At 49.3% G+C, this 11,294-nt stretch carries 10 protein-coding genes, 2 rRNA genes and 1 pseudogene; 1 reads left to right on the top strand and 12 read right to left on the bottom strand.

Annotation, left to right across the window (positions count from 1 at the left end; all coding sequences use genetic code 11):
* Positions 1 to 60: 60 nt before the first annotated feature.
* The 11 genes and pseudogenes from SD71_RS07285 to rrf form a co-directional block, all read right to left on the bottom strand.
* Positions 61 to 1,119 (bottom strand): ABC transporter ATP-binding protein, encoded by a 1,059-nt coding sequence (locus SD71_RS07285; RefSeq protein WP_052476057.1) that lies wholly within the window; start codon positions 1,117 to 1,119, stop codon positions 61 to 63.
* A complete protein-coding gene (locus tag SD71_RS07290) occupies positions 1,086 to 2,075 on the bottom strand; it encodes an ABC transporter permease (protein WP_041061588.1) in 990 nt (329 codons plus the stop codon). Before SD71_RS07290 ends, SD71_RS07285 begins: the two co-directional genes overlap by 34 nt.
* Positions 2,072 to 3,041, bottom strand: a pseudogene (locus SD71_RS07295) (ABC transporter permease). The gene SD71_RS07290 and the pseudogene SD71_RS07295 overlap by 4 nt, the downstream one beginning before the upstream one ends.
* A gap of 77 nt (positions 3,042 to 3,118) precedes the next feature.
* On the bottom strand, positions 3,119 to 4,870 hold the full coding sequence (locus SD71_RS07300; protein WP_041061591.1) for an ABC transporter substrate-binding protein: 1,752 nt from the start codon (positions 4,868 to 4,870) through the stop codon (positions 3,119 to 3,121).
* A 289-nt stretch (positions 4,871 to 5,159) separates the two neighbouring features.
* Positions 5,160 to 6,380 carry an MFS transporter gene (locus SD71_RS07305; RefSeq protein ID WP_041061594.1) on the bottom strand — a complete coding sequence of 407 codons (1,221 nt, stop codon included), beginning with the start codon at positions 6,378 to 6,380 and terminating at the stop codon, positions 5,160 to 5,162.
* 86 nt (positions 6,381 to 6,466) lie between these two features.
* Complete coding sequence (locus tag SD71_RS07310) at positions 6,467 to 7,228, bottom strand: SDR family NAD(P)-dependent oxidoreductase (protein ID WP_041061597.1); 762 nt, start codon at positions 7,226 to 7,228, stop codon at positions 6,467 to 6,469.
* An 11-nt stretch (positions 7,229 to 7,239) separates the two neighbouring features.
* Positions 7,240 to 7,602 carry a MarR family winged helix-turn-helix transcriptional regulator gene (locus tag SD71_RS07315; RefSeq protein ID WP_152619376.1) on the bottom strand — a complete coding sequence of 121 codons (363 nt, stop codon included), beginning with the start codon at positions 7,600 to 7,602 and terminating at the stop codon, positions 7,240 to 7,242.
* A 497-nt stretch (positions 7,603 to 8,099) separates the two neighbouring features.
* On the bottom strand, positions 8,100 to 8,387 hold the full coding sequence (locus SD71_RS07325; RefSeq protein ID WP_041061607.1) for a putative quinol monooxygenase: 288 nt from the start codon (positions 8,385 to 8,387) through the stop codon (positions 8,100 to 8,102).
* Between the two features lie 89 nt (positions 8,388 to 8,476).
* Positions 8,477 to 9,739 (bottom strand): erythromycin esterase family protein, encoded by a 1,263-nt coding sequence (locus SD71_RS07330; protein ID WP_041061610.1) that lies wholly within the window; start codon positions 9,737 to 9,739, stop codon positions 8,477 to 8,479.
* Positions 9,740 to 9,840: 101 nt separating this feature from the next.
* Positions 9,841 to 10,326: a cytochrome c biogenesis protein CcdC gene (locus SD71_RS07335; protein WP_041061613.1), complete on the bottom strand. Its 486-nt coding sequence runs from the start codon at positions 10,324 to 10,326 to the stop codon at positions 9,841 to 9,843.
* A gap of 393 nt (positions 10,327 to 10,719) precedes the next feature.
* Positions 10,720 to 10,836 (bottom strand): 5S ribosomal RNA (gene rrf, locus SD71_RS07340).
* Between the two features lie 28 nt (positions 10,837 to 10,864).
* On the opposite strand from rrf, the gene SD71_RS24410 reads away from it, so the two are divergent.
* Positions 10,865 to 11,164: a hypothetical protein gene (locus SD71_RS24410; protein WP_200889575.1), complete on the top strand. Its 300-nt coding sequence runs from the start codon at positions 10,865 to 10,867 to the stop codon at positions 11,162 to 11,164.
* Here the strand turns inward: SD71_RS24410 and SD71_RS07350 are convergent.
* Positions 11,157 to 11,294 (bottom strand): 23S ribosomal RNA (locus SD71_RS07350); the annotation flags it as partial. The genes SD71_RS24410 and SD71_RS07350 overlap by 8 nt on opposite strands.

Consider the following 11,294-nt stretch of genomic DNA (forward strand, 5'->3'; position numbering starts at 1 on the left):
TTGCTTCAATCAGGTAATCGGTACTCACAATCGGGCTTGTCTCTGTCTTAAGGTCTACACTCACGACTGCGCCACCTCCGGTCTGCTCATGATGGTCACCTTGGTTTCCCTGGTGTTCGGCTTTCCGGGACGCGGATCATCTTCGCCGGTGTCATCGAGCCAGCACGCCGCCTTATGTCCGGTATTCGACTCGCGCAGCGGCGGTTCGTTCTGCCGGCAGATGTCCATCGCATAAGGACAACGCGGATGAAATCGGCAGCCGGTCGGAATCTGATCGATCTTCGGAATCGTACCTTTGATGGTATACAATTCTCCTCCGCGATCGCCCTCCAAGCCTGGAATCGATTGTAAAAGTCCGATCGTATAAGGGTGACGAGGCCGTTCGAATATTTCCGCCACAGTGCCTTCCTCTACAACGGCACCGGCATACATAACCGCGATCCGGTCAGCGACTTCGGCCGCCACTCCCATGTCATGCGTAATGAGCAGCATGGACATCCGGAACTCCCTCTTCAACTGAAGAAGCAGCTCAAGAATCTGGGCTTGCACCGTAACATCCAGTGCCGTCGTCGGCTCATCCGCGATGAGCAGCTCCGGATTGCAGGCGAGCGCCATAGCGATGACCACCCGCTGACACATGCCGCCCGACATTTCGTAAGGATACTGTTTGGCACGAATTTCCGGATCCGGTATTTTGACTTTGCGAAGCATATCAACAGATTGCCGCCATGCTTCTTTTTCCGGTAAGTTTTTGTGAATCCGGAGCGTTTCGGCGATTTGTTCGCCTACCGTAAATACGGGGTTGAGCGCCGACATCGGATCCTGAAAGATCATCGTGATCTGGTTTCCGCGTATTTTCAACATTTCTTTCTGCTGCTTGCTTACCAAATTTTGTCCATTAAACAATACTTCTCCATCAGCGATCACTCCGCCGGCATAATCGAGCAGCCGCATGATCGACAAAGCGGTCACGCTCTTGCCGCTTCCCGATTCTCCGACCACACATAGCGTCTTCCCTTTTTCAAGTTCCAGGTGAACCCGATCCGTCGCTTTGGCCAGGCCTTTATCCGACAGAAAGCCGGCTGTCAAGTTCCTGATTTCGAGTATTTTTTCCGCCACTGGTCCAGCCTCCTTCGAGGGATCGTCGTCTTCTTGGGATCCAAACCGTCCCGGATACCGTCACCGATAAAGTTGACGGCTAAAACTACAATCAAGATGCACAAGCCCGGATAGAGAGCCTGCAGAGGATCAATCAGCATGAATTCCTGAGCGTTGCTGAGCATGAGGCCCCAGCTCGTGTCGGGATTTTGCACGCCCAAGCCGAGATACGATAACGCCGATTCGCTGAGAATCGCTCCGCCGACCATCAGAGTAGCGTTAACAATGATCGGCGCGGATGCGTTACGGAGAAGATGTCCGAAAATGATGCCCCAGCTGGAAACGCCGATCGCTTTGGCCGCTTCGACATACTGCATCTCGCGAAGCTGCAAATAGCTGCCCCGCACAAGCCGGGCTACACCCATCCAGCTGGTGAATGCCAACACCAAAATCATATAAGTCATATCAGAACCGAAAATGGCCAGGATCAAAATATTGAGAAACAGCGATGGAATGGAATACATGACATCCACAAAACGCATGAAAATCGTGTCGATCCATCCGCCGAAATATCCGGAAATTGCGCCGATCAGTGTGCCGACTACCACAGATACAAAGGCAACGGCAAAACCGACCGTAAGCGAGATTCGACTGCTGTGAACAAGCCGTGAGAAGATATCCCGTCCCAGCTCATCCGTTCCAAGCAAATGATCGTCAGTACCCGGCGGCAAATTCGCAAACATCAAGTCAATCCGGGTAGGATCGTATGGAGCAATCAGATTGGCGAACACTGCCGCCAGGATAAAGATAAGCAATATAAAAAGTCCGACCACCGCAAACGGATTGTGGATAAATTTCTTCCAAGCCGTCTTCCATGGTCCCGGCGGACGTTTGTCGGGCGCAGGAACTTCCGGTGCCGCCGGAGTTCCCGGCCAATTCCCTGTGGTAACAGGCTGCTGAAGATTCGAGTCACTCATGACGCCGACCCTCCTTGTCCGAATTGGACGCGCGGATCGACAATTGCGTACAGAATATCCGCGATCAGGTTGCCGATGACGACCATTACAGAGACGACCAGCGTAATGGACATCAGAACCGAATACTCCCTGGAGACCGCCATTTCCACGAAAAGCCTGCCCATTCCAGGCCAGTTAAACACGCTTTCCGTAAGCGCTGCGCCCCCGACAAGAATAGGCAAATCCAGGCCGAGAATGGTGATGATTGGGATCAAAGCATTCCGTAACGCATGCCGGAATACGACTTTACGTTCCTTCAGCCCTTTGGCTCGAGCCGTTCGAATATAATCCTGATTCAATACCTCGAGCATACTTGCCCGGGAATACTTGACGTAAGCGGCTAAAAAGGTAATTGAGAGAACGGTTACAGGTAAAACAAGATGGAGGAATAAATCTGACAAATTGCCTTCCTCGCCCATCGTCCACATATCGGACAGAGGCAGAAGATCCAGCTTCATGGCGAAAAACTGCTGCAAGATAATACCGAACCAGAAGGTAGGCATCGCAAAGCCCAGATACGAAATGAACGATGCAGTCTGGTCGGAAAGACCATATTCTCTTGTACTATTATAAATGCCCCATGGTATAGCTATGAGAAGCGAGACGAGCCATGCCGCACCCATTAATACCATTGTGTTGCCCACCGTCGGCCAAAGAAGATCTCCCACGGGGATATTATTTTTGAAGGTTTTACCCAAATCGCCTTGCAGGAAATTCCCAAGCCATTTGATGTACTGTTCGGGAATGGGACGGTCAAGTCCCAGATTGTGCGCTTGAATTTCTCCAGCTTCTGGCGATAATCCCGGGGCGAGAAAGATTTGGGTGGGTCCGCCCGGGGCTGCATGGATCATTAAAAAACGAAAGAATCGAAATTAAAAAAAGCACTAACACGGACTGCACCAAACGGCGTATCAAATACTCAGTCATCCCGCATCCTCCTTTCCCTAGAACAGGGGAAGGGCCTCATGGTCCTTCCCCTGCTAGATTGCCATTATGAAGTTATATTATTTTCTGTCTACCCACCAGTTAATGGCATGGAACAGGTAGCCGTATGCCAATTGCGACTCTGGACGATCGTCTTCCGCCCATTTTACAACCTTAGTATTGACGCCTTGCGGCAAGCCGTACTGATACAAGAAGACATATGGCAAATCGATAGAAATTTCTTTACCGATTTCTTTATAGATCTTCGCTCTTTCCGCTTGATCGATCACTTGCTGCCCTTTGACCCACATCTCGTCGAGCTTCTCGTTTACATACCAGCCGCCGTTTTGTCCTGCAGGCGGGAAGTATTTGGAGGAGAAAATGCTCTCTGCATCCGGATCCGGGTTCGTAAGCGACCAGCCAAGCAAAATTGCAGGGAATTTACCTGGAGTGATGTTCTGGTCGATCCATGTGGCGAAGTCAATACCTCTCGGTTTGACCTCAATGCCGACATCCTTCAAGTTTTGTTGAATGATTGCGGAGACACCTTCACGACGGCTGTTACCCGAGTTGTATTGAAGCTCGAAGGAGAAGCGGTGTCCGTCTTTCTCAAGAATTCCGTCTTTGCCTGGTTTCCAGCCATCTTCAGCCAACAAAGCTTTGGCTTTATCTGCGCTGTACTCGTAATTCACCGCTGCGTCGCCTGGATCTGCCCATGAGCCCGGCAGGAACGGCGAGTTCATCAATGCGCCCGAACCTTTCAGTACGTTATCGACCATGCCTTGACGGTTCAAAGCGTAGGCGATCGCCTGACGGGTTTTCTGTCCTTTGAATGGAGAATACTTGTCAGGGAAGTTCTCGTCTTTGAAGTTGAATTGTACGTATTCGTATTGAGGGCCTGGTGCCAAGATAACGGTGATGTCCTCGTCTTTTTTGACGGCTTCGATTTGCGTAAGCGGAATCGCTTGCGTCATATCGACGTCGCCCTTCATCAGAGCTTGAACTTCCGTTTGTTGGTCGGCGTAAATTTTGGTAATGACCTTCGCGATGTGCGGCTTCTTCTCACCCCAGTATTCCGGGTAAGATTCGACTGCGATGTATTGCCCTTTCTTCCATTCCGTCCATTTCCACGGTCCGCTTGTAACCGTTTTGGCAGGATCGACGCCATAAGTATGCTCTTTAAGTTCTTTCACCGGCACGTCTTTCAAGACGTGTGCCGGAACTATTGATTGGTACAGCGCGTATTGGAAAGGCGCATAAACCTGTTTCAATTTAATTTCAACGGTTTGATCGTCAACTTTAGTCATCTTTTCGATCTTATCGTATTGACTGACTAAAGGAGAACCCGCATCCGCATTGCGTGCCGTATCGAAGGTGAAGATAACGTCGTCCGCAGTTACAGGTTTGCCGTCCGTCCATTTCGGAGTGGTCTTCAGTTTGATCGTGTAAGTCAAGCCGTCCGCACTGATCTGTGGCAGCTCTGCAGCCAGCGACCAAGGTTCAGCCGTCAGGTTGGCGTTGCGGTCCAAATCATAAAGCTTAGCGAAAATGAGGGTCTCCAGGTCGCCGGAAGATGTATCACCGACGAAAAGAGGGTTTACAGCGACAATGTCAGAGAACGTGCTGACCGTCAGCGTTCCGCCATCCACTGGGCCTTCAGCACTAGCTGAAGCAGATGGGGATGGAGATGATGCGCTGGCTGACGGAGTCGGCGAAGCCGAACCGGATGGCGAGGATTCCGGTGTTTTATTCCCGGAGCACGCAGCTAACAATGTTGCGAGTAAAGCCAGAACTGAGAAAAACGACAGACCCTTTCTAAAACTTCTTGTCATTCATTCACCCTCCTGATTATTTATAATGGCAATTTTAGGATGCCTATTAAGAATAATAACTAGTTTCATGAATATTCGCAAAACTTTTTTTTATACCGCTTTCATCTTTTTTTCTGTCTGCAAGTCCAACAAGAATAAACTCGGTTCAGCATTATGCTTCGGTTGCGTAAATTTTTATGTCGAAAAATGTCGTTTATAATGATAATCTGTCGTAACTACAATGATTATTCCCATTAAAAGTAAAAGAGCCTCCCCTTCGGGAGGCTGAAATTTTTTTGTTATCAGGACTTTATCCTTTAGCCGTACTACCGCTGTGCAGAATTGCACCTGCAGTTCTATAAAATGTGAAGAGGAATAGTAGAATCACACCGGCCAGAATAAAAAAATTTATATTACCGGACGCTTCGGAAGCGCCTCCTCCCGCCAGAAATCCGGCAGCGAAGCACCCGTTAAGAATAGAGTTGGAAAGCGCGATTCCCCTGCCTCGGAATTCTTCCGGCATCTGCTGCAGCAGCAGATTTGCGCTCGGCACATGAAGCAGCGATTCGCCGAAGCCCAGCAGCAGGCTCCAAGCAAATACCGGCAGCAATCCAACCGCTCCCTTGAGTTCCGGCAGAATCCAAGCTGCCATACTGGCGAAAGCAACGACTAAAAGCGACGAGCGCATCAATCCTGCAGGTGTATAGCGCCTCAACAGGCGGGGTCCGAACAAGGCGCCTGTTGCCAGTCCCAACGCGAACAACGCTTCTGCCCAGCCGTATTGAAGTGAATTAAGACGAAACACATGTATCATCAACTCTTTGAAATTTGTAATCAGAATCCCGATCACCGCCATTACAGGCATCAGCAGGAGCAGTAAAGGGCGGAGCATTTCGTGCCGGAATAATGTCCACATGCTCTCGACCATATCCGTAAGCAGATGTGATCCTGGCCGCGGCTTGGCTTTCGTGTTCAGGACTTTTAGACTAGCAAGGAGCAGCGCAGATATGAGGAAGGATACTGAGTCATAGATGAACACGGCCGACACGGACACATAGGAGAGCATAATGCCGGCGAACACAGGGCCGGAGAACCTGATTACAGCGGCAGTGCTTTGAAAAACGGCGATCGCCTGCGGGATACGCTCTGCGCCGGCAATCGTCGGGACGGATGCGATCCGGGCGGGGTCGAAAAAGCCGGTCCCTATCCCCTGCAGAAAAAGCAGCCCGATTAACGCCAGAGGGGAGTGCTGAAAAGGGATCATTAAAAGGACGATAACCAGCCTGTAAATATCCGCGGCTACGAGAACCGTTCTTCGATTCCAACGGTCGATAAGCGGTCCGATTAAGGGTCCTAGCAGCACGGATGGCAGCAATTGAGCCAATAGCGCAAAAGAGATGAGCATTACGCTGCCGCTTTGCACGCCGACAAGATAGACAATTGAGGTAAGGGTTATGGCATCACCGAGAAATGATACGACGACAGCTATCCAATAGCGTATGTACGTTTTGTCTTGTAAAAGTTCCAGCATCAGATGAGCTCCTAATAAAACATTAAAGTTAAGGTTATGGCCTCATTTTATATCATAAAAATTTCTTTGTACAGAAAAATATTATTTTACGTATTTATGGCAGCAAGTGTTAAACCGCCATCCACCTTTAATACTTCTCCTGTAATAAATCTAGCTCGATCCGACGCTAAAAAGAGGGCAGCTTCAGCAACATCGCAAGGTTCGCCTGTGGTTGCAAGCGCGTTCAGATCGGCGGACTTGGTATAAACCATATCATCCAGTTCCGGCGGGAGTCCTGCGGTTACGTTAAATTCAGAGGCAACCACACCAGGTTGAATCAAGTTAACCCGCACTCCTCTTTTGCCATATGTAGCCGCCATTGCAGAAGTTAAAGCCTTGACGGCCCCTTTTGTCGCGGTATACACCAATTCTCCGGCAAACGGGCGCTCCGTGACCGAAGAGCCGATATTGATGATATTTCCTCCTGTCTGTTGCAAATAGGGCAAAGCTAACTCTGAAAGCTGATAAACAGCGTGAACATTAGTATCATAAATTAGCTTATATTCCCGTTGACTAGGTGTCCTGCCAAAAATACCTGTACCGGCATTATTGATCAAAACATCAAGTCTGCCGGTCTGATCGAGTAAAACATCTAAACCGGCTTTAAGCGACTGCTCATCTGTCACATCCACTTGTAGCACCACTGCTTTGCCGCCAAAAGTATCAATTTCTTTCCCCAACAAGCGCAACCGTTCCAGCCTTCTGGCGGCCGTGCCGACCACCGCCCCTTGCTTTGCAAAGGCGAGAGACATTTCACGGCCAAGTCCGGAACTTGCACCGGTGATCAGTACTGTTTTTCCTCTAAACATGTTTATCTCCCCTAGCCTAGCTTTTTTACCAAACGTATTAAAGTGTCTTGTTCGTCAGTGCTTAACTTGTTTGTTATGTCTCTGGAGATCGATTCATTGTAAATCGGGTATACGTGTTCGAGAAGTTTCGTTCCTGCCTCGGTGAGGTGTACCAAGACTCTTCTTCTATTGCTTGCATCGAATTCGCGACTGACCAAGCCTTTATTCTCAAGTGCGTTAAGCAGTCCACTGATATTTGCGCGTGTCACCGCCAAATCATCGCTAATTTCAGAAGGAAGCATTGGCCTGCCGCAGGAGCTTAGCGATACGAGGACGCACAATCTTGCCAAGGTCAGATCATATTGCTGCAGCTGCTCTTCCAGCTTTTTGACCATCAAATGATTTGTTTTATATAGGCTTAAAAACAACTGAACCGGCTTATCAGCATCTAGATATGGCTTCCATTCAGAAATAATTGTAACCTCCTAATAATTAAGTACTTAACAATTTGTTATTTTATAATAACAGTTGTTCAGGACTGTGTCTATGTACACAAATTAAGGAGCTCTCCCGTTAAAAAAGCTGCCTGTCGGGAAATTCTCCAGCTCATTAAAAAGCAAGAAAACAAAGAGGACAAGAGCAATGGCTATAATCGCAATGTTCATTGAAGGTAATTTGATATATCTGCAGGGCAAATAAATAAATATGCCAAACAGGATGACAAACGCCAAATAATAAATGAAAAACAACAATAAACTGTCGGCAACCGGTACACCCGAGGTGAATTTGAAAATGTAATAGACAAAATAGGTGAAGGAAGTCAGCAGAGAAATGATCCAAGCAACCAGATATGCTTTTGAAGTGGTAATGTGATCCGCCTCCCTTCTAGCAACTACAGCAGAGTGGATAACTCCCGTTCTCTGAGCTCCAATAACGGCATTATTTTGCGCTCGATGATTTCCTTGAAGTGAGGGGTTTCCCTATGGCTGTCAAATGCGGCTTGATCCACATAGTGCTCGTACAGCAGAAAATGATCCGGATTCTCTTGAGAGCGGCTGACACAATAAAGAGCACATCCGGGCTCCGCCTGATTGACCAGTTGCTTCATTTCATGTAAATACTGTTGTACCTGATCTGTACTCCCGGGCTTGCAGTGATATTTCGCCAACAAGACGATCATCTAAATGCCTCCTTGGTAAAAGATATGTTTATAACAACCATAGCGGAAAAAGCCTGAACCGGCAACGGCTCAGGCACAGGCGGTGCGAGTTATACATGCAACACAGCTTGACGCAGCGGGGCGAGCGCCTTCGATTCATCCACGTAAACAAAAGCGTCGTAACGCATGGCAGGGATGGACGGCACATAATTTCCGCGCTCGTACTGAGGATGATAGACGACTCCGATCGCTCTGTGGCCCAGCGTGTCCAGAAACTCATCTGATTTTCTGTCAAACACGAGTATTTTATCATGGGCGCCTTCGCGGTGGAGCAAATCCTCCCAGCTGTCCGACACGGCCTCCGGTACCGGCATCTCCCGAATTTCTCCACCCCATTCGGTTGCCGCAATTACTGTGCCGCGGTGTGTGCCGAAGCCTACAGCGAAAACCCGGTGAGCTCCTTGTTCCTCACGAACCAATTGACCGACGTTTACCATGCCGTCCGCCGCCATGTCCGTCGCTCTGGCATCTCCGATATGGGTATTGTGTTCCCACACAATAGCTTTGGCTCCCGTGCCATGGAACGTGGTGATACGATTAAGAGCCTCCCCCATATGGCGGTCCCGTATGTTCCATGATTCAGGGCCGCCGCGCACCATGGCCCGATAGTAACGCTCGGCGTTGACGGCAACAAGCGCATTGAGTTCATCGCTCAGCGCGGCTTCGCTGTCCTGATCGGCGCGTTTCCTTTTGGTCTGCAGCTCGGTGAGAAGCTTGACCACTTCATCTTCGCACGATTCGGACAAAAATGCTGCGGATACTCCGTATGTTTGCGGATCACGGCTGTAAGGTTCAAAGCACGAGAATGCTTTTTTGGCCGTTTCCAATTCCGGTGATCCGGTGTTCTCCAAGTGTTTCACGATTTCAGACATGGACTCCCACAGGCTGTACACATCCAGCCCGTAAAATCCCACTTGTCTCCCGTCCGCTCTGTCTTGATTATGCTCATAGAGCCACTCCGCGAAATCCATGATCTCCAGGTTTGCCCACATCCACGTAGGCCAGCGGTTGAAATCAAGAAGGGCATCCCGCACGTTGTCGGCAGAATCAGGGTAATGCTTAATGTAGCGGTTCAACGTGTAACAGGACGGCCAGTCGCCTTCCACTGCGATAAAAGAAAAACCCTTTTCCCGAATTAACCGTTTAGATAATTCCGCCCGTATCGTATAAAATTCCGAGGTACCATGGGATGCTTCACCAAGCAGTACATAGTCCGCATCGCCGACCGCTTGAATGATTGTATCCAGATCGTCGTCGCTGCTTAATCTGACCGCACGCTTTCGGATTTCCGCGACGATGTTCCCGCTATTCATGTTAAATCATCCCCTTGTCCTGAACTACCCAGTTTTTCAGCTTCGGGTATATAGGCTTTCCGGGAAAGTGGTTTAATATCACTAAGCTGGCGGAGTCGTAATTACGTTGCGGTCTGTGTGTGGAGACCGAGATATATTTTGCGAAACTTCAGATAAGAGATGACCCTCCAGGGGACTACGTAACTGACAGCTACTAACAGGAACAATGCTGTAAGCGTTTGGGGGTCAATGGTATCCAAATGAGTACGAAGGAAAAAGCGAATCGCGAGCACCGCCATAAATGCAAAGATAAAAGCGGTATTTTTCTTAGCGTAGATCTGATTGTCCTCGCGGACCTCATAATTCGTGGTCCATATCAGTGGGATGGAGAGAACAAAGCCCAAGCACACAGCCACTACGCCTTCCATCAGATGCACGTGTACAGCAGGATTGAAGTACATGCTGATACTCGGAAAGAAAAAGACGACGGGAAATAGAATGCGTCTGCCATTTCCCTTTATCGGCCGATACATGCTGCGGGTTCTCCGCCAGATTACAAGCGCTGCTACTACGATTAGGATGAAATAAAATGAAGCTCCGTTGTTCATGGGACATCCCCTCTATTGTTCAATTACATATGTATCATATTTGATCATAACATCTGACAGTTAGTGCTAAAAGTAACTTTCTTCGTGAAATTCTTTGCTGAGCTTGCCTTTAGATCCATCCACGTATTCTCGCGGGATGACACTTAGTGTTGCAGAGATAGAGGGCCAGGCAATCCGTTATGAGGAAGTTTTTGCGACTGTGTAGGCAGATAGCGGGCATGACGCGTCGTTAATCGCAGATGCGAGGCTGCGGCGGCATTGTTTTTCCGAAATAGCGGACCTGCGACCCGTTACAAGTAAGTTTCTTCGTGTGTGTAAGCCAATAGCGGGCGTCAGACCCGTTGTTTTGGACACAACAAAAAAACACCTTCATTAGAAGGTGTCTTTGCTTTGGCCTGGCAACGTCCTACTCTCCCAGGACCCTGCGGTCCAAGTACCATCGGCGCTGGAGGTCTTAACGGTCGTGTTCGAGATGGGAACGCGTGGAACCCCTCCGCCATTATTACCAGACAGTTGCTGCAGGAAGCAATGCACGGCATTGCAAAGCAGACTTGTACAAGGCTTGCGCCTACTGTGCGATGAAATCGTCACAGCCCGCATGTGTGCAGGCAGCGTTGCGAAGCAACGCGTTGCACGCTTGCGCCTTGAAAACTGGATGCGAAACAAAGCGGGTGAAACGATCATCGATATCTGTGAATTTAGGATAAGCCCTCGACCGATTAGTACTCGTCAGCTGGCAGGCAGCGTTGCAAAGCAACGCGTTGCACGCTTGCGCCTTGAAAACCGGATGCGAAACAAAGCGGGTGAAACAATCATCGAATCTGTGAATTTAGGATAAGCCCTCGACCGATTAGTACTCGTCAGCTGCACACGTTGCCGCGCTTCCACCCCGAGCCTATCAACCTGGTGTTCTTCCAGGGGTCTTACGAATTGGGAAATCTCATCTTGAGGCAGGCTTCGCGCTTAGA

Source organism: Cohnella kolymensis, assembly GCF_000829465.1.
Classification (GTDB): domain Bacteria; phylum Bacillota; class Bacilli; order Paenibacillales; family Paenibacillaceae; genus Cohnella; species Cohnella kolymensis.

What these genes read in the sequence shown, in the direction of transcription:
- SD71_RS07290 (WP_041061588.1), bottom strand. Translation starts at nt 2,075, where the DNA reads ATGAGTGACTCGAATCTTCAGCAGCCTGTTACCACAGGGAATTGGCCG.
- SD71_RS07300 (WP_041061591.1), bottom strand. Translation starts at nt 4,870, where the DNA reads ATGACAAGAAGTTTTAGAAAGGGTCTGTCGTTTTTCTCAGTTCTGGCT.
- SD71_RS07305 (WP_041061594.1), bottom strand. Translation starts at nt 6,380, where the DNA reads ATGCTGGAACTTTTACAAGACAAAACGTACATACGCTATTGGATAGCT.
- SD71_RS07310 (WP_041061597.1), bottom strand. Translation starts at nt 7,228, where the DNA reads ATGTTTAGAGGAAAAACAGTACTGATCACCGGTGCAAGTTCCGGACTT.
- SD71_RS07315 (WP_152619376.1), bottom strand. Translation starts at nt 7,602, where the DNA reads ATGGTCAAAAAGCTGGAAGAGCAGCTGCAGCAATATGATCTGACCTTG.
- SD71_RS07325 (WP_041061607.1), bottom strand. Translation starts at nt 8,387, where the DNA reads ATGATCGTCTTGTTGGCGAAATATCACTGCAAGCCCGGGAGTACAGAT.
- SD71_RS07330 (WP_041061610.1), bottom strand. Translation starts at nt 9,739, where the DNA reads ATGAATAGCGGGAACATCGTCGCGGAAATCCGAAAGCGTGCGGTCAGA.
- SD71_RS07335 (WP_041061613.1), bottom strand. Translation starts at nt 10,326, where the DNA reads ATGAACAACGGAGCTTCATTTTATTTCATCCTAATCGTAGTAGCAGCG.